Raw genomic sequence first — 19,175 nt, 5'->3', positions numbered from 1 at the left:
CTCCTCGTCAGGCAGGCCCCAAATCTGCGCCGTTGATCCGTGCTTCGTCAACCAGTTGCGCAACAAATTGACGCGCAGCCCGCGCCCAGGCCAGCTTCTCGATCGCGTCGGCCAGCCGGTCACGGACCGTTTCATAGGGTAGCACCCTGCCCCTCGCCAGACCGTCCATGCGGATGACATGCCAGCCATGCCGGGTCAGAACCGGCTCGGGGGTGATCTGCCTCTCAGCCAGAGCACGCAAGGCGGATTCGAACTCGGGCACGGTGTCGCCGGGACCAAGCTGCCCAAGCGCCCCCCCCGCCGATTTCGATCCGCAATCGGACGCCGTGGCCGCCAGCCGGGCAAACCCCGCCGGATCGGCCAGCGCCTGGCGCGTCAGATCCAGCGCGCGCGCCTGTGCGGCCGCGCTTGCCGCATCGTCGCGCGGATCGCAGGCGCACAGGATATGCGAAACCTCCCACAGAGGCGGGGCGCGGAACCGGTCGGGATCGCGCGCCCATTCGGCGCGGATCTCGTCCTCGGAGGGGCGCGTGACCGTGACGGCCGCTTCCAGCAGGGCGCGAATCCGCGCCTCGTCATCGGTTTCGTGGCGGCCCGGCGCCAGTTGCGCGGGATCGGCGATGATGCCGCGCCGGTCGGCCTCTTGCAGCAGCAGGGTGCGGATCGCCATGGCATTGGCGGCCTTGCGCCAGGCGATGCCGGGCTTGCCTTTGGGCGCGGGGTGGTGCTGGGTTTCGGCCGCCACCAGCGCCTGCGGGACCGCCTGACCGTTCACCACCAGATCGGGAAACAGCGGATGATGGGCCATCGCGCTATTTCCCCTGCCGGGCCGAGCGGTCGGCCAGCGGTTCCTGCCGACGCGAGCGCACCACCTGATAACCCGGCCGCCACAGATAGCGGATCGGGGCCGAGATCATGTGGACCAGCCGCGTGAACGGAAAGACCAGGATGATCGTCAGCCCCAGAAAGATGTGCAGCTTGAAGATCAGCGCCACATCCGCGACGTAATCCGATGCCGCCGGGTCGAAGGTAAAGATGCCCTGCGCCCAGGCCATGAACCTGACCATTTCCCCGCCATCCAGATGTTGCAGCGAGACAAAGATCGTCAGCAGCCCCAGCACAAGCTGCGCCAGAAGCAGGCCCAGAATGGCGATGTCCCAGAAGCTGGAATTGCGCCGGATGCGCGGGTCGGTCCAGCGGCGATGGAACAGCATCCCCCCGCCGATCAGCGCCATCACACCGGCAATGCCGCCGGCGACGACCGCCAGAATCTGTTTCGCGCCATGGCTGACGCCAAGCATGTCAAAGACCCAGATCGGCGTCAGCAGGCCGACCAGATGGCCGAAGAAGATAACCAGAACGCCAACATGAAACAGCACCGAGCCGATGACCAGTTGCCGCCGCCTCAGCAATTGCGAGGAGGATGATTTCCAGGTGAAGGGATCGCGTTCATAGCGCGCAATGGTCCCCATGATCCCCACGCCAAGCGCGATATAGGGATAGATGCCGAACAGGAAATGGTTCATCTGATGCCTCCCTTCACTCTGCCACCACGCCGCGCGGGGCGGGGCTGATCGGTTGGTCCATGCGCGACAGCATGTCGCGCATCTGCGGGCAGCCGGCATTGGGATCGGGGCCAAAGATGACCTCGCTTTCCTGCCAGACCTCGTCCAGCGCCTGCAAATCGTTGGGATCGGTCTCGGGCTGGTCCAGCAGTTCGGCCACGGCCTGCTTGTCGGCACTGACCCCGGCCAGTTGCAACAGCGCCGCCGGCACCGCCGCATAGGCACTTTCGCGGCGTTCCAGCCGGGTGCGCAGCGCCTCTAGAATGGGCGCGGCATCGGCCAGAATTTCCTGCGCCTCGGCCTTTGGCTGGGTCGACAGAAACTCCAGCAGCACCGGCAGATGGTCGGGCAGTTCGGTTGTCACCGGCTCGAAACCCGCCTCGCGATAGGTTTCCAGCAGCGACACCATCGCCCCGCCCCGGTCCCGGCTTTCGCCATGAACATGTTCGAACAGGTTCAGCGACAAGGTGCGCGAACGGTCGAACAGCATCACGAACCGTTCCTGCAAGTCATAGGGATCGCCCTGGCCAAGTTCCTGAACCAGCGGGCGCAACGCCCGCCGGGTGGCTGCGGTCAGCCGCGTCTCGGCGGCCAGCACGCCGCCGATCTCGGGCATGGCATCCTGCAAGGCTGGCGTGGGATAACACAGCAGCAGAGACAGCGCCTTCAGCGTGCGGTCTTGGGTTTGCAGGGTCATCAGCGCACCTCCTCGGGCATTTTCAGCGGACGTTTCGAGCCGCCGAAAAGCGAGCCCTTGGACATGCCGGTCGAGCAGCCATTGCCATCGGTAAAGCCGCAGCCGCCGCGCAGGTCGTAAGCCTCTTCGACCTGTTCGCGATGGGTGGTCGGGATGACAAAGCGATCCTCGTAATCGGCCAGCGCGAGGATGCGATACATATCCTCGATCACCGCGCCCGACAGGCCCACCCGTTCGGCGATGCCTTCGTCAATCACGCCCTCGACCGTCTTCGACCGCATATAGGCCCGCATGGCCAGCATGCGTTCCAGCGCGGTGGCAATCGGCGCCTCGTCCCCTGCCGTCAGCATATTCGCCAGATAGCGCAGCGGAATGCGCAGATTGCGCACATCGGGCATGGCGCCGTCCATGCCGATGGCACCGGCCTGCGCGGCGTTCTGGATGGGCGACAGCGGCGGGATATACCACACCATCGGCAGCGTCCGGTATTCTGGATGCAGCGGGAATGCCAGCTTCCACTCCATCGCCATCTTCCAGATCGGGCTGTCCTGCGCGGCCTTGATCCAATCCTCGGGCACACCATCGGCACGCGCGGCGGCGATCACCTGCGGGTCGTTCGGGTCCATGAAAACGCCAAGCTGCGCATCATAAAGGTCCATGACCTCGGCCGCATTCGCCGCCTCTTCGATGCGGTCGGCGTCATACAGGATCACCCCGATATAGCGGATGCGCCCGACGCAGGTTTCCGAACAGACCGTCGGGTTACCGCTTTCGATGCGCGGATAGCACAGGGTGCATTTTTCCGATTTGCCGGTCGACCAGTTGTAATAAACCTTTTTATAGGGGCAGCCCGACACGCACATCCGCCAGCCCCGGCATTTTTCCTGGTCTATCAGGACGATGCCGTCCTCTTCGCGCTTATAGATCGCGCCCGAGGGGCAACTGGCGGCACAGGCCGGGTTAAGGCAATGTTCGCACAGACGCGGCAGATACATCATGAAGGTGTTTTCGTATTCACCATAGATCTGCTTTTCGACGCCCTCGAAATTGTAGTCCTGCGACCGCTTGGAAAATTCGCCGCCAAGGATTTCGTCCCAGTTCGGGCCTTTCTCGATCTTCTCGATCCGCTCGCCGCTGATCTTGGAACGCGGGCGGGCGGTCGGAAAGGCCTCCATCTCGGGCGCGGATTTCAGGTGGTCATAGTCGAAATCGAAGGGTTCATAATAATCGTCGATCTCGGGCAGGTCGGGATTTGCAAAGATATTCGCCAGAATCCGCCACTTGCCGCCCTGCCGGGGTTGCAGCTTGCCCGAGCGGGTGCGTTCCCAGCCACCGCGCCAGCGATCCTGATTTTCCCAATCGGTCGGATAGCCGGTGCCGGGCTTGGATTCGACATTGTTGAACCATGCATATTCAACGCCGTCGCGGCTGGTCCAGACGTTCTTGCAGGTCACTGAACAGGTATGGCAGCCGATGCATTTGTCCAGGTTCAGCACCATGCCGATTTGCGCACGTATCTTCATTCCGCTGCCTCCTTCGGGGTCGCTTCGCGATCGAGCCAGTCGACCTTGTTCATTTTCCTGACGACGACGAATTCGTCCCGGTTCGAACCCACGGTGCCGTAATAGTTGAAGCCGTAGGATTGATGGGCATAGCCGCCGATCATATGGGTAGGTTTCAGCACCACGCGGGTCACCGAATTGTGGATGCCGCCGCGCTTGCCGGTCTTTTCGGAACCGGGCGTGTTCACGATCTTTTCCTGCGCGTGATACATGAAGGTCGAGCCCTCTTTGATCCGCTGCGACACCACGGCCCGCGCCGTCAGGGCGCCATTCGCGTTGTAAAGTTCGACCCAGTCATTATCGACGATCCCGGCCTTTTGCGCGTCCCGTTCGGACATCCAGATCACCGGGCCGCCGCGATTCAGCGTCAGCATCAGCAGGTTGTCGGTATAGGTCGAGTGGATGCCCCATTTCTGATGCGGCGTCAGGAAGTTCAGCACCACATGCGGGCGGTCCTTGTCGGTATGAACCGCATCGGTAATGGCCTTCAGGTCCAGTGGCGGGCGATAGGCCACGAAACCCTCGCCAAACACCCGCATCCACAGATGATCCTGATACAGCTGCTGCCGCCCCGTCAGGGTGCGCCACGGGATCAGTTCATGCACGTTGGTATAGCCCGCATTATAGCTGACCTTCTCGCTTTCGATGCCCGACCATGTGGGGGACGAGATGATCTTTCGCGGCTGCGCGGCGATATCGCGAAAGCGGATCTTCTGGTGATGCTCGCCCTCGGCCAGGTGCACGTGATCGCGGCCGGTGAATTTGCCAAGCGCCTGCCAGGCCTTGACCGCGACATCGCCATTGGTTTCAGGCGCCAGCATCAGCACCACCTCGGCCGCGTCGATGGCGCTGTCGATGACAGGGCGCCCCTTGGCCGCGCCATCGCGACGCACACCGTTCAGATCGCCCAGTGCGGCGATTTCCTTTTCGGTGTTCCAGCCTATGCCCTTGCCGCCATTGCCCAGCTTGTCCAGTAACGGCCCAAGCGCGGTAAAACGATCATAGATCGCGCCATAGTCCCGCTGAACCGCGATGAAATTCGGCGCGGTCTTGCCGGGAATCAGATCGCATTCGCCCTTTTTCCAATCCAGCACCTGATCCTGCGCGATCTCGGCCGGGGTGTCGTGCAGGATCGGCAGGGCGACGATATCGGTTTCTTCGCCCAGATAGCCGGGAACGATTTCCTGGAACTTCTTCGCGATGGATTTGAAGATTTCCCAGTCTGATCGGGACTCGTATGCCGGATCAACCGCCGCTTGCAGCGGGTGGATGAACGGATGCATGTCCGAGGTGTTCAGATCGTCCTTTTCATACCAGCTGGCCGTGGGCAGCACGATGTCGGAATAGACGCAGGTGGTCGACATGCGGAAGTCGATGGTGACCAGCAGGTCCAGCTTGCCGCGCGCCCCTTTCTCGTGCCAGCGCGCCTCTTTGGGCAGTTGCCGCCCCTCTTCGCCCAGATCGCGGCCCATCACGCCGTCATCGGTGCCCAGCAGGTGACGCAGGAAATACTCATGCCCCTTGCCCGACGATCCCAACAGGTTGGACCGCCAGACAAACAAGTTGCGCGGCCAGTTGGCCGGGTCGTCCGGGTCTTCGCAGGACATCTGCAAGCCGCCCGATTTCAACTGCTCGGTCACGTATTCGGCCGGCTCTTTCCCGGCCGCCTTGGCAAAGTGGGCAACCTCCAGCGGGTTGGTCTTCAACTGCGGCGCCGAGGGCAGCCAGCCCATCCGTTCAGCCTGAATGTTATAGTCGATCAGCGAAATGTCCCAATCGCCACTGGGCGCAGTGGGCGATACTAGCTCATCCGCCGCGACCGTCTCATAGCGCCACTGATCGGAATGGGCATACCAGGCAGAGGTGGAATTCATGTGCCGTGGCGGGCGGTTCCAGTCCAGCGCGAAAGCCAAGGGCAGCCAGCCCGTCTGCGGGCGCAGCTTTTCCTGACCGACATAATGCGCCCAGCCCCCGCCCGACTGGCCGACGCAACCGCACATCACCAGCATGTTGATGACGCCGCGATAATTCATGTCCATGTGGAACCAGTGGTTCATCGCCGCGCCAATGATGATCATCGAGCGGCCCTGCGTCTTCTCGGCGTTCTGCGCGAACTCGCGGGCGACATGGATGATCTTGTCGGCCGAAACGCCGGTGATCTTTTCGGCCCATGCCGGCGTGCCCGGCACATCCTCGGAATATTCGGATGCAACCCAATCGCCACCCAGCCCACGATCCAGCCCGTAATTGGCGCAGAACAGGTCGAATACCGTGGCCACGGCCACCTCAGCCCCATCCGCCAGCTTGATCCGCCGAACCGGGATATTCCGGGTCAGCACACCCGGCCGGGCATCGCCGGTCGAGAATGCGGGGGTCGCCTGTGCACCGAAATAGGGGAAATCGACGCCCAGAATATCGTCGTGATCTTCCTCCATCACCAGCGTCATTTTCAGCTTGGTTTCGGCATCGGCGGCGCGTTCTTCCAGATTCCATTCGCCCTGCTGGCCCCAACGGAACCCGATAGAGCCGTTGGGCGCGACATAGCCGCCCGAAATCTCGTCAACGGCCACGGTCTTCCAGTCGGGGTTGTTATCCTCGCCCAGGCCGCCATCCAGATCGGATGCGCGCAGGAAACGGCCGGGGATCAGGCGGCCATCCTGTTCGTCCAGCCGCACCAGCATCGGGAAGTCGGAGTATTTGCGGCAGTATTCCTCGAAATAGGGGATCTGCTGGTCCAGATGAAATTCGCGCAGGATGACATGGCCGAACGCCATGGCCAGCGCCGCATCGGTGCCCTGCTTCACGTTCAGCCAGACATCGCCAAACTTGGCGGCCTCGGAATAGTCGGGGCAGATGACGGCGGATTTCGTGCCCTTGTAGCGCACCTCGGTATAGAAATGCGCATCCGGCGTACGGGTCTGTGGCACGTTCGAACCCCAGATCAGCAGATAGCCCGAATTATACCAATCGGCGCTTTCGGGCACATCGGTCTGTTCGCCCCATGTCATCGGCGAGGCCGGCGGCAGATCGCAATACCAGTCATAAAAACTCATGCAGACGCCGCCCAGCAGACTGAGATAGCGAGAGCCAGCAGCATAGGAAATCATCGACATGGCCGGGATCGGTGAAAAGCCGAACACGCGATCGGGGCCATAGGTCTTGGCGGTATAGGCATTGGCCGCCGCCGTGATCTCGGTCGCCTCGTCCCAGGTGGCACGAACGAAACCGCCCTTGCCGCGCGTCTCGACATAGGATGCGCGCAGGATCGGATCGTTCTGGATCGCCGTCCATGCGTCAATCGGCGACATGGTGGCCCGCATCCGCCGCCAGGCCTTCATCAGCCGGCCACGCACCAGCGGGTTCTTCACCCGGTTCGCGGAATACAGATACCAGCTGTAGGATGCGCCGCGCGCGCAGCCGCGCGGTTCGTGATTGGGCAGGTCGGGGCGCGTGCGCGGATAGTCGGTCTGCTGGGTTTCCCATGTCACGATGCCGGATTTGACATAGATCTTCCACGAACATGACCCGGTGCAGTTCACCCCATGGGTCGAGCGCACGATCTTGTCGTGACGCCAGCGGTTGCGGTAGCTGTCCTCCCAGTCACGGTTCTCGCGCGTGACCTGGCCGTAACCGTCCGAGAAGGTCCCCAGTTGTTTTGGCTGAAGAAAGTTCAGCCGGTCCAGCAGATGGCTCATATCGCTATCCTTTTCAGTGTTGATCCGGGATGCGGGCGATCGTCGTGACCGCCCGCACCCATCGCGTCGGTCGTTATCGGGCCGGGCTGGCGGGGCTGGCCGCGCCGGATGCGGCGGATGCGGCGGATGCGGCGAGATTGCCCGCCTTGCCGCGCTCTAATGCGTGCAACAGCCCGCCGGGGCGCGTGTAATAGGCCCAGGTCAGCGCCAGGCAGATCACATAGAAGCCCAGGAAGCCCCACAGCGCGGCCACTGGCCCGCCGGTCCAGGCGATCGAGGTGCCATAGGCCTTGGGGATGAAGAAGGCGCCATAGGCGGCGATCGCCGAGGTAAAGGCGATGATCGCGGCGCTTTCACGCTCGGCCTGGCGGCGGGTTGCGTCAGCATCCAGACCGGGCATCAGCCGCGGCACCTCGCGCCCCATGATCGCGGGGATCATCTGGAAGGTCGAGGCATTGCCAACGCCGGTCAGGAAGAACAGCGCGATGAAACCCGCGAAAAAGGCCAGGAAGCTGCCCGCGCCAAGCGCCGCGATCACCCCGAATGTCGCCACGATCATGGCGCCAAAGGTCCAGAAGGTGACCCGCCCGCCACCAAAGCGGTCGCTGACCCAGCCCGTTCCCGCCCGGCTAAACGCGCCGACAAACGGCCCGATGAACACATATCGCAGCGCGTCGACCTCGGGGAAGGCAAGTTTGGTCAGCAGGGGGAAGCCCGCCGAAAAGCCGATGAAACTGCCGAATGTGCCGGTATAGAGGATGCACATCAGCCAGTTATGCTTGCGGCTGAAGATGATCGCCTGTTCGCGGAAACTGGCCCGCGCGTCGGCGATGTCGTTCATCCCCAGCCAGGCGGCGGCCGTGGCGATCAGGATGAAGGGCACCCAGACGAAACCGGCATTCTGCATCCACAGCTGACCGCCCGCAGTCAGTTCCTGCGGCGCCCCGCCCATGGCGCCGAACACGCCCGCAGTGACGACGATCGGCACCAGGAATTGCATGACCGAGACGCCCAGATTGCCCAGCCCCGCATTCAGCGCCAGCGCATTGCCCTTTTCCGCCTTGGGGAAGAAGAAGGCGATATTGGCCATGGACGAGGCAAAGTTCCCGCCGCCAAACCCGCAAAGAAGCGCCAGAGTCAGAAAGATCAGATAGGGCGTATCGGGGTTCTGCACGGCATAGCCGATCCCCATCGCTGGCAGCAGCAGCGAGGCGGTCGACAGCGTCGTCCACAGCCGCCCGCCAAAGATCGGCACCATGAAGCTGTAGAAGATGCGCAGTGTCGCGCCCGACAGACCCGGCAGCGCCGCCAGCCAGAACAGTTGCCCGGTCGAGAACTGGAACCCGATCACCGGCAATTGCGCCACGACCATCGACCAGACCATCCAGACGGCAAAGGCCAGAAGCAGTGCCGGAATCGAAATCCACAGGTTGCGCCTTGCGATCCTGCGGCCCTTTTCCGCCCAGAATTGCGGATCTTCGGGGCGCCAATCCTCCAGCACGCGCGGCATGGCGGTGCGCGCGGGATCGTGGATCTCTTGCATTTCGGGCAGGGCCGGCAACTGGTCCAAGGCCTCGCCATGCACCTTGCGTTCCATCGCGCGCACCGACAGGTGCATCCAGCCAAGCGCCACCGTGACCAGCACGAACAAAAGCGCGAAACAGGACGTGTAAATCCCCGTCAGGTCCAGCAGCGCGCCGAACGCCATGGGCAGGACAAAGCCGCCCAGGCCCCCGATCATGCCGACCAGACCGCCGACGGCGCCCACGTGATCGGGGTAATAGACCGGGATATGCTTGAACACGGCCGCCTTGCCCAGGCTCATGAAGAAACCCAGTGCGAACAGCAGCGCGACAAAGGGCCACAGCCCCATCGAGGTCGAGAACGAGATCAGCCCGTCCTTGCCCTGAATGATGTAATCCGTCGGCGGATAGGACAGCATGAACAGCAGGATCATCGAAAAGCCGAAGGTCCAGTACATGACCGTCCGCGCGCCGAACTTGTCGCTGAGATGGCCGCCATAGGCGCGGAACAGGCTGGCCGACAGGCTGAAAGAGGCCGCCGCCATGCCTGCTGTTTTCACATCGACGCCATAGACGTCGATCAGGTAATGCGGCAACCACAGCGCCAGCGCCACGAAGGCCCCGAAAACAAAGAAATAATACAGCGAGAAGCGCCAGACCTGAAGGTTCTTCAGCGGCGCGAACTGTTCGGCAAAGGAAGGCGCGCGAATGCCTTTCTGCCGCCGCTCGACCAGTTTCGGATCGTCCTTGGCAAACAGGAAGAAAGCCACACCCATCAGCGCCAGCCCCGCGGCCCAGGCATAGGCGACCCCGTGCCAGCCATAGGCGACCATGACGAAGGGGGCCACGAATTTCGTCACCGCCGCGCCGACATTGCCCGCGCCGAAAATCCCAAGCGCGGTGCCCTGATGGGCGGCATCATACCAGCGCGACACATAGGCCACGCCGATAATGAACGACCCGCCCGCCAACCCGACGCCAAGCGCGGCGATCAGGTATGAAATATAGGTGTCGGCCAGCGTCAGCGCCCAGGTCGCCAGCGCGGTCAGGATCATCTGCGCCGAAAAGACGATGCGACCGCCATAGCGTTCGGTCCAGACGCCCAGAAACAGGCGCGTGACCGAGCCGGTCAGAATCGGCGTGGCGACCAGAAGGCCGAACTGGAATTCGGTCAGGCCCAGTTCGGATTTGATCGCGACGCCGATGATGGAAAAGATCGTCCAGACCGCGAAACAGGCGGTGAAGGCGATGGTGCTCAGCCCGAGCGCCCGGTTCTGATCGGCGCGCGAGGCTGTGGCTGCTGTCTGCATGGCTTTGCCTCCGAGAGCGTTTCAGCGGAACCCGGCCGGATGTCCCCGTCACCGAATGCCCCTGATCATTGCGACCCGGCGGATAACATAATTCGAAAATAATTGTTAGAAATAAATGACTTACAGAAATTTGTCATGCATTCAGATGGGCGGAATCAAACCGATGGGTGACAGCGGAAAAGTCATGCCTTGACATTTATCAAGTGCGGTGTTGACATCCTTTGGACGACATCCAGTGCAGGAATTTCTGACAACATGGCGGAAGCGCAGCTATCGGATGTCCGTGACCTGGATTTGTTCTGCGCCATGGCGGATGAACATTTCGAAACGCTGATGCGCGCCTCTTATGTGCAGACCTTTCCGCCCAGGATCGAGCTGATCCAGGAGGGCGATCTCAGCGATTTTCTGCATATCGTGCTGACCGGCTCGGTCGAACTGTTCTCGACCTGGAACGGGCGCGAGACCAGCATGGCGACGGTGCGGCCCGTATCGACCTTCATTCTTGCCGCGACGGTCCGCAACTCGCCCTATCTGATGTCGGCGCGCACATTGGAAAAAAGCCGGGTCGTGCTGATCCCCAGCCAGGATATTCGCACCGCCTTCGACATGGATCTTGGATTTGCCCGCGCCATCGTCAGCGAATTGGCGCAATGCTATCGCGCCGTCATCAAGAACACCAAGGATCTGAAACTGCGCAGTTCGCTGGAACGGCTGGCCAATTACCTGATCCGCGAACAGCACCGCGCGGGCGGGCGCACGGCCTTTCAGCTGCCCTATGACAAGCGACGGCTGGCCTCGTTTCTGGGGATGACGCCGGAAAACCTGAGCCGCGCGTTCAAAAGCCTTCAAGATTACGGCGTCGAGGTCGATGGCGCGCGCATCACCATCGCCGATCAGCCGCGGATCGAACGCTTTGCCAAGCCTGACCGGCTGATCGACGATTATTCGGTCTAGCCGGGCGGCCCCGCGCCCCGATCAGCCCTTGTCGCCCAAGGCCCTTGCCCGGTCGCGCAGCAGGAATTTCTGGATCTTCCCTGTCGAGGTCTTGGGCAGGTCGTCGAAAACAAAGGTCTTGGGCACCTTGAACCGGGCCATGTGCTGCCGGCAGAAATCGGTCATCCCTTCGGCGGTTAGAACCTGCCCCGCCTTGGGCGTGACAAAGGCACAGGGGGTTTCACCCCAGGTCTCGTCGGGACGAGCGACGACGGCGGCCTCCAGCACACCGGGATGGCGATACAGCACGTCCTCGACCTCGACGGATGAGATGTTCTCGCCGCCCGAGATGATGATGTCCTTGGACCGGTCCTTGATCTCGATATAGCCATCGGGATGCATCACCCCCAGATCGCCCGAGGCGAACCAGCCGCCGCGAAAGGCCTTTTCCGTGGCCGAGGGGTTTTTCAGATAGCCCTTCATGACGACATTGCCGCGCATGAAGATCTCGCCGATGGTCTGGCCGTCATGGGGCACGGGATCCAGCGTTTCGGGATCGGCGACCATCAGCCCTTCCAGCGCGATGTTCGGAACGCCCTGCCGCGCCTTCAGACGCGCGCGGGCATCGGCGTCCAGACTGTCCCATTTCGACTGCCACGGGCTGACCACCGAGGGGCCATAGGTTTCCGTCAGCCCATAGACATGGGTGACGTCGACGCCCATCGCCTCCATATTGGCGATGACAGCGGCGGGGGGCGGGGCGCCGGCGGTCATCACCTTGACCTCGTGGGTGAAGTCCTTCAGCGCCTCGGGTGCGTTGACCAGCATATTCAGAATGATCGGCGCGCCGCAGAAATGGGTCACCTTCTCGTCGCGGATCAGCTGGAATATCGGCTCGGCCCGAACCGCCCGCAGGCAGACGCACAGCCCGGCATTGGCGGCAATGGTCCAGGGAAAGCACCAGCCGTTGCAGTGAAACATCGGCAGCGTCCACAGATAGCGCGAATGCTGCGCCATGTCCCAGGTGACGATATTCGACATCGCGTTCAGCAGCGCGCCTCGATGGTGATAGACCACGCCCTTGGGATCGCCCGTCGTGCCCGAGGTATAGTTCAGACTGATCGCGTCCCATTCGCTGCCGGGCAGCGACCAGACGAAATCCGGGTCGCCCTCGGCCAGCAGGCCGTCCCAGGTCAGGCTGCCGATCGGGCGGCCGCCATCGAAACTGGCATCCTCGATATCGACGATCAGCATGTCGGGGCGATGGGCTATCCCGACGGCGCGTTCGACCAGGTCGGCAAATTCCGGGTCGACCAGCAGCACCTGCGCCTCGGCATGGTTCAGGATGAAGGCGATGGTTTCGGCATCAAGCCTGGTGTTGATGGTGTTCAGAACCGCGCCCGACATGGGCACGCCGAAATGCGCCTCGAACATTTCGGGGATATTGGCGGCGATGATCGACACCGTATCCCCCTTGCCGATGCCGCGCCGGCTCAGCGCGCTGGCAAGACGGCGGGTGCGGGCATAGGTTTCGGCCCAGTTGCGGCGGATATGGCCATAGCTGATGGCGGGCAGGTCGGGATAGATCGCTGCCGTCCGCGCGATGAAGGACAATGGCGACAGCTGCGCGAAATTCGCCGCATTGGCGTCAAGACCAAGCGCATAGATATCAGTGGTATCTGTCATCTGCCTTCCCTTCCCTACCCTGCCCGAATCGGCCGCGAGGCAAGCATAGCAAACGGCGCGGCGCGCGTATTTGCCGGCGGCAGGCCGCCGGCCAGCTTGCACCGGGCTCAGGCGATCAGCACGTTCAGCAGGGCGCTGCGCCGTTCCTGCTGAACCACCTGCAAGGCCTGATCCAGAGCCGCGCGCAGATCACCGGGTTCACGCACCTCGCGCGTGAAGGCGCGGCTGGCCTGGGCCACCTTGCAGAAATCGGGGCTGGGCGTCAGGCCGGTCAGCGGCATGGTATTGGCCCGCGCGGCCGCCCCGCCGGGGTAAAGCCCCGCGACCGACTGGCGCACCGCGCCCCATTCGCCATTGTTCAGCACCATGATCAGCACCGGCAGATCCAGCGCCTCGGCGATCTGGTGGCAGGCCACCGGATTGGCGAACATATAGCTGCCATCTCCCATGGTCGCCACGCACAGCCGCCCCGGATCGGCCAGTTGCGCGCCAAGCGCGGCGGGGAACGCCCAGCCCAACCCGCCGGAATGAGGTTCCTGAAACCACGACCGATGATCGCGGCGGGGCAATGTGCCCAGCATCGCACCCAGTTCCGAAAAGACGGTGCTTGGCGCGTCCTGCGCATCCAGCGCCTCGCCCAGCACGCGGCTGACCATGGCCTTGGTCAGCCGGTCGCCCTGAGGCACGGCAGCCGCCACCAGCGCATCCCGCTGCGCAGCCGAGGCCTGCGCCAGACGTGCCCGGCGCTCGGCGATGGCCGGTTCGTCACGCGGCAGGTCCGACATGGCGCCGATCAGCGCCGGGATGGTCTGGGCGCTTTCGCCTGTGATTGCCAGGTCGGCGCGGAAATTCCTGACCGGAAAGCGGTGGAACAACGGATCGGGTCCGATATGGGCGATCCTCGCATCGGCGCGCGGGCCATGTGCATCCGGCATCCATGGCGCAAGGCAATCCAGCACCACGACCACATCGGCATCCGCCAGCCACGGCCCCGGATCGGCACCGACATGGCAGGGATGATCGGTCGCGATCGGCAGATGGGTGGCCCACCAGGAACAGACAGCGATACCCCAGTCCTGCGCCCAATCGGCAAAGGCTGCAAAGCTGTCCGCATCCCCTGCCCCGCGCTGCGCGATGACCAGAGGCGCGCGCGCTTGCGCCAGCCAGCCCGCCAATTGCGCCAGCGCGGCCGGATCGGGCGCGGCGGCGGCCGGACGCATCAGGGGTGGGGCGTCCAGCCCCGCCTCGGGGATCTGTTCGCACAGCACCTCGCGCGGGATCGACAGATAGACCGGGCCCTTGGGCGTGCTTTCCGCGATGGCCTGGGCGCGGTCCAGCAGCTGTGCGATCTGTTCGGGGAATTTCAGCTCATATTCCCATTTGCAGGCCTCGCGCACCAGCGCCGCCTGATCGCGCATCTCCTGCCCCCAGCCAATCGGCACGGTGCGCGCACCGAAACGGCCCTGTTCGGTCACCGGCGTGCGGCCGGACATCAGGATCATCGGCACATGTTCACAGGCCGCGTTGATCGCACCGATGGCGCCATTGGCCAGCCCCACATTGGTGTGCAGCATCACAGCCTGCGCCCGGCCCGTCATCAGGTAATAGCCATGGGCCATGCCCAACGCCGCTTGTTCATGCGGCATGACCAGCGCCTGAGGCAGATCCAGCCCATCGGCGGCGGCCTGGGCCAACCCCTCGATGATGGGCGGGAAATCGGTGCCGGAATTGGCAAAGACCACATCCACGCCAAGCGCCTTGAGACGCGGGAAGATCGCGCCCCCCGCAGTTACGGTAGGTTCGGTCATGTCGTCTCTCTATCCCCTTAACAGATAGGGCAGCCACAATGTCAGCGCCGGAAAGGCCAGCAACAGCGCCACGCGCAGCAGCTCGGCCAGAAAGAAGGGCGCGACGCCCTTGAAGGTCTCGATCATCGGCACATCCTTGGCCATGGCCGAGATGATGAACACATTCATCCCCACCGGCGGCGTGATCAGCCCAAGTTCCACCACGATCAGCGCCAGAATGCCGAACCAGACCTTCAGATCCTCGGTGCTCATGCCGAAGCCGGCGCCCTCGGCACCCTGATAGATGCCGCCGTTGATCTCCATCAGCATGGGCCAGAAGAAGGGGATGACCAGCAGGATCATCGACAGCGAATCCATCAGACAGCCCAGCAGGATCAGCGCCACCAGCAGCAACACCATGACGGCCATCGGCGCCATGCCGCTTTCCGCGATCCAGGCGGCGGCCTGTTGCGGCAAGCCGATGCGGGACATGAAGATCTTCATCAGTTCCGCGCCCAGCAGGATCAGATAGATCATGCCGCTGGTCCTGGCGGTGGATTTCAGCGCCTCGGTCAGTTCCGCCCGCCCGATCAACCGCCGCACCGTGCCATAGAGCCAGACCAGGAACACCCCGATCGCAGCGGCGGGCGTGGGGTTGAAGAACCCGGCATAGATGCCGCCCAGCACCAGCCCGAAGATCACCATCACCGGCAAAAGGCCCATCGTCGCCGCGATGAACTCGGCCCGGTCGGCAGCACCGCCGGGCGGGCCTGCCTCGGGGCGGATGCGGACATAGATGGCGATGGTGACGATGAACAGGATCACCGCCATGATGCCGGGCAAAAGCGCCGCGGCGAACATGGTGACGATATTGGCCTCGACGATGACGGCATAGACGATCAGCACCACCGAGGGCGGGATCAGGATGCCCAGCACCCCCCCTGCCGCCAGCGATCCCGTCGCCAGCGCGGGCGAATAGCGATAGCGTCGCAATTCCGGCAGCGCCACCTTGCCCATGGTCGAGGCCGTGGCCAGCGACGATCCGCAGACCGAGCCGAAACCGGCGCATCCGGCGATGGCGGCCATGGCCGTGCCCCCGCGCATCCAGCCCAGCCAGGCATTCGCCCCCCTGAACAGCGCCGTGGATAGGCCCGCGACGGTGGCCAATTCGCCCATCAGCACGAACATCGGCACGACCGACAGGTCGTAGATCGAGAATTGCCCATAGGCCAGGGTCTTCAACTGGCTCAGCAGCAGTTGCGGGCCATTGACCAGCGCCACGCCGGCGCCGCCGACAAGGATCATAGCATAGGCGACCGGGATGCGGATGGCGATCAACGCAACCAGAATGACCAGCGCGGTGATGCCCAATGTGATCGGATCGCTGATCATTGGCGGATCTCGCGCAGGGCATCGCTCAGGCTGACAGCGGCGGCCGCGATCAGCAACCCGATCGAGATCAGCGCCGGCACAAAGGCCCACCAGATCGGGATCTGAAGAATGGTGGTGGTATAGTTATAGGCTTTCTGGTCCAGCATGCCCAAACCCATGCGCCACAAAAGGATGGCGGCAAAGCCAAAGGCGATGGCCGAGGCCAGCGCCCGCAGCACCCCAAGAACCGGCCGCGAGGCGCGGGCGGTGAAGATATCGGCGGTGACATTGGCGTCGGTCAGCTGGCAATAGGGCAGAAAGGCGAACACGGCGATGGCCACGCCCATTTCCGTCAGTTCGAAATCGCCGGGCACCGCAAAGCCGAAGATGCCGCCCAGCACCGTTGCCGCATTGACCAGAACCACCGCCAGCAGCAGCAACCCGCCCAACAGCGCCCAGCCTGTCACCAGCCGGGCGATCGCAGCGGAAATTCCGCTGCGGCCCTGTGTTTCCTCGTCGGCAAAGTTCATTGGCCGGTATTCTGGGCGATCAGCCCGCGAGCGGTTTCGACCAGCGTCGCGCCGTCGATACCCTGCCCCGACACATCCGTGATCCAGCGCTGCACCACGGGTTCCAGTGCTGTCTGGAAGGCGGCGGTTTCCTCTTCGGTCAGGGTCACATGGGTGTTGCCGGCATCGGTCGCGACCTTGATGCCGCGTTCGTCGATGTCGCGCCAGATCCGCCCCACCTCGGCAACCCAATCGCGATCCGAGGCATCGCGGAAGGCCTGCTGAATATCGGCGGGCAGCGCATCCCAACGCGCCTTGTTCATCGAGACCTGGAAGGTCGTCGTGCCAAGCCGCGCCTTGTCAAAACCCTCGATCTGGAAATCGGTCTGGTCCTGGACCTTCAGCGCCGGGATGATTTCCCACGGGATCAGCGCGCCGTCGACCACCTTCTTGGACAGGGCCTGCGGCAGGTCGGGCACCGGCATCGACACGGCCTGCGCGCCAAGCGCCTCGATCACCCAGGCACCGGTTCGCGTGGGAATGCGCAGCTTCAGGCCGGCCAGATCGGCGGGGCTGCGCACCTCTTTGTCGACCATCTGCATCGCCTGGCCGGCATGGACATGCAGAAACATCGGCTCGACGCCCTGATATTCGGGGGCAAGATGTTCGTCATACATGTCGAACAGCGCCAGATTGGCCGCCACCGGATCGTTGACATAGACGAAGGGCAGTTCCATCACCTCGGTGCGCGGAAACAGCCCCGGCGTATAGCCGTTGACGGTCCAGATCAGATCGACCACCCCGTCGCGGACCTGGTTGATCAGCTCGGGCGGGCGGCCGCCAAGCGTCATCGAGGGATAGATCTCGATCTTGACCTGCCCGCCCGAGTTTTCCTCGACCGCGCGGGCCCAGGGTTCCAGCATGTCGGTTTGGGCGGGTGCGCCCGCGCCAAGGAAATGGTGCAGCTTGAACACATATTCCTGCGCCCATGCACCGCCGCCGGTCAGCATGGCCAGCGTAGCACCCAGTGCCAGTTTCGTCAGTTTCCCCATCGTCTCCTCCCTTGTCAGATCGGGTAATGCAGATCGCCATCTTGCGTGGTGATCCAGCGAAGTTCGGTAAATTCGTTCACCCCCCAAATGCCGCCGAAACGACCGTAGCCGCTTTCCTTCATGCCACCAAAGGGCATTTGCGCCTCGTCATGAACGGTGGGGCCGTTCACATGGCAGATCCCGCTTTCGATGCGCTTGGCGACGGCCAATGCGCGGCTTTGGTCGTGCCCGAACACGGCGGCGGACAGGCCGAAATCGCTTTCATTCGCGACGCGGACGGCCTCGTCAACGCTGCCCACGCGGATGATCGCGGCGACCGGGCCAAAGCTTTCCTCGGCATAAAGCCGCATCGAGGGGGTCACCCCGTCCAGCGCGGCGGCGTTCAGCAAGGTGCCATCGCCGCCCCCGCCGATCAGCCGCGCGCCCTTGGTCACGGCATCCAGCGTCAGGTCGCGGATGCGGTCGGCGGCGGCGCTGTTCACCAGACTGCCCAGAGGCGCGCGCGCCTCGTCCGGGTTGCCGGCGGGCAGGCTTTCGACCTTGCGGGCAAAGGCCGCCACGAAATCATCGGCGATGGCGTCCATCACGATGATGCGTTCGGTCGACATGCAGATCTGGCCCTGGTTCATGAAGGCCCCGAAACCGGCCGCCGCAACCGCCGCGTCGATATCGGCATCATCCAGCACGATGAAGGGCGCCTTGCCGCCCAGTTCCAGCAGCGCCGGCTTAAGATGCCGGCCGCACAGTTCCGCGATGATCCGGCCCACGCGGGTCGAGCCGGTGAAATTCACCCGGCGCACGGCGGGCTGTGCAACCAGCGTCTCGACCAGTTCGGCCGCATCCTCGGGTGCGTTCGAGATGGCATTCACCACGCCCTTGGGCAGCCCGGCCTCGGCCACGGCTTCCAGGATCAGCGCATGGGTGCGGGGGCACAGTTCCGAGGTTTTCATCACCACCGTATTGCCGCAGGCCAGGGGCGTCGCGATCGAGCGCACGCCCAGAATGACCGGCGCGTTCCAGGGGGCCATGGCCAGCACCACCCCCGCCGGCTGGCGCACCGCATAGGCGGTCGAGCCGGGGCGGTTGGTGGGCAGGATCTCGCCCTTGATCTGGGTGCACAGGCTTGCCGCCTCGATCAGCATTTCGGTGGCCAGCATGACATTGAACCGCGCCCAGGACTCGGTCGCGCCGATCTCGGCCTTCATTGCGGCAACGATGTCATCGCCCCGACCCTCCAGTGCCTCGGCCGCCTTCAGCAGCATGCGGCGACGCTGGCCGGGCGGAACGGCGGCCCAACCCGGAAAGGCAGCGGCGGCGGCATCGACCGCGCGGATCGCATCGGCCTTGCTGGCGGCTGCCGCGCGGGTCGCGACCTGACCTGTGATCGGGTTGGCGCGTTCAAAAACGCGCTCATTCTCGGCGCTTACATGTTCGCCATTGATAAACAGGTTCAGACTTTCCACAGATATTCCTTTCTTTCCACTC

General features: G+C 63.6%; 13 protein-coding genes. 1 reads left to right on the top strand and 12 read right to left on the bottom strand.

What is annotated here, in order from left to right; translation table 11 throughout:
- Positions 1-7 precede the first annotated feature (7 nt).
- The 6 genes from FNJ84_RS10605 to FNJ84_RS10580 all read right to left on the bottom strand — a co-directional run bounded on the left by FNJ84_RS10605 (position 8) and on the right by FNJ84_RS10580 (position 10,352).
- On the bottom strand, positions 8-808 hold the full coding sequence (locus FNJ84_RS10605; protein WP_143793109.1) for a peptidylprolyl isomerase: 801 nt from the start codon (positions 806-808) through the stop codon (positions 8-10).
- A 4-nt stretch (positions 809-812) separates the two neighbouring features.
- Entirely contained in the window at positions 813-1,526 is a 714-nt protein-coding gene (gene narI / locus FNJ84_RS10600; protein WP_143793108.1) for a respiratory nitrate reductase subunit gamma, read from the bottom strand.
- A gap of 13 nt (positions 1,527-1,539) precedes the next feature.
- Entirely contained in the window at positions 1,540-2,262 is a 723-nt protein-coding gene (gene narJ / locus FNJ84_RS10595) for a nitrate reductase molybdenum cofactor assembly chaperone (protein WP_143793107.1), read from the bottom strand.
- Positions 2,262-3,785, bottom strand: a complete 1,524-nt coding sequence (narH, locus tag FNJ84_RS10590; protein WP_143793106.1) for a nitrate reductase subunit beta — start codon at positions 3,783-3,785, stop codon at positions 2,262-2,264. Before narH ends, narJ begins: the two co-directional genes overlap by 1 nt.
- The gene (locus tag FNJ84_RS10585) at positions 3,782-7,519 is read right to left on the bottom strand and encodes a nitrate reductase subunit alpha (RefSeq protein ID WP_143793105.1); all 3,738 of its coding nucleotides are present in this window, start codon (positions 7,517-7,519) and stop codon (positions 3,782-3,784) included. The genes narH and FNJ84_RS10585 overlap by 4 nt, the downstream gene beginning before the upstream one ends.
- A gap of 73 nt (positions 7,520-7,592) precedes the next feature.
- A complete protein-coding gene (locus tag FNJ84_RS10580; protein ID WP_143793104.1) occupies positions 7,593-10,352 on the bottom strand; it encodes an MFS transporter in 2,760 nt (919 codons plus the stop codon).
- A gap of 255 nt (positions 10,353-10,607) precedes the next feature.
- Here FNJ84_RS10580 and FNJ84_RS10575 point away from each other — a divergent pair, with 255 nt between their 5' ends.
- A complete protein-coding gene (locus FNJ84_RS10575) occupies positions 10,608-11,306 on the top strand; it encodes a cyclic nucleotide-binding domain-containing protein (RefSeq protein ID WP_143793103.1) in 699 nt (232 codons plus the stop codon).
- Between the two features lie 21 nt (positions 11,307-11,327).
- Here the strand turns inward: FNJ84_RS10575 and FNJ84_RS10570 are convergent, their stop codons facing one another.
- From FNJ84_RS10570 to FNJ84_RS10545, 6 genes are all read right to left on the bottom strand, one after another.
- Positions 11,328-12,971, bottom strand: coding sequence for an acyl-CoA synthetase (locus FNJ84_RS10570; RefSeq protein ID WP_143793102.1), 1,644 nt, complete (start codon positions 12,969-12,971; stop codon positions 11,328-11,330).
- Positions 12,972-13,078: 107 nt separating this feature from the next.
- Positions 13,079-14,779 carry a thiamine pyrophosphate-requiring protein gene (locus FNJ84_RS10565; RefSeq protein ID WP_143793101.1) on the bottom strand — a complete coding sequence of 567 codons (1,701 nt, stop codon included), beginning with the start codon at positions 14,777-14,779 and terminating at the stop codon, positions 13,079-13,081.
- Between the two features lie 9 nt (positions 14,780-14,788).
- Positions 14,789-16,147 carry a TRAP transporter large permease gene (locus tag FNJ84_RS10560; RefSeq protein WP_143793489.1) on the bottom strand — a complete coding sequence of 453 codons (1,359 nt, stop codon included), beginning with the start codon at positions 16,145-16,147 and terminating at the stop codon, positions 14,789-14,791.
- The gene (locus FNJ84_RS10555; protein ID WP_143793100.1) at positions 16,147-16,659 is read right to left on the bottom strand and encodes a TRAP transporter small permease; all 513 of its coding nucleotides are present in this window, start codon (positions 16,657-16,659) and stop codon (positions 16,147-16,149) included. Before FNJ84_RS10555 ends, FNJ84_RS10560 begins: the two co-directional genes overlap by 1 nt.
- Positions 16,656-17,690 carry a TRAP transporter substrate-binding protein gene (locus FNJ84_RS10550; protein ID WP_143793099.1) on the bottom strand — a complete coding sequence of 345 codons (1,035 nt, stop codon included), beginning with the start codon at positions 17,688-17,690 and terminating at the stop codon, positions 16,656-16,658. The genes FNJ84_RS10555 and FNJ84_RS10550 overlap by 4 nt, the downstream gene beginning before the upstream one ends.
- 14 nt (positions 17,691-17,704) lie before the next feature.
- A complete protein-coding gene (locus FNJ84_RS10545) occupies positions 17,705-19,153 on the bottom strand; it encodes an aldehyde dehydrogenase (protein ID WP_143793098.1) in 1,449 nt (482 codons plus the stop codon).
- Between the last annotated feature and the right edge of the window lie 22 nt (positions 19,154-19,175).

The sequence above is a fragment of the Paracoccus sp. M683 genome, from assembly GCF_007096355.1.
GTDB lineage: Bacteria > Pseudomonadota > Alphaproteobacteria > Rhodobacterales > Rhodobacteraceae > Paracoccus.
The sequence above is the reverse complement of the archived record's forward strand: the minus strand, read 5'-3'. Positions and strand labels throughout refer to the sequence as shown.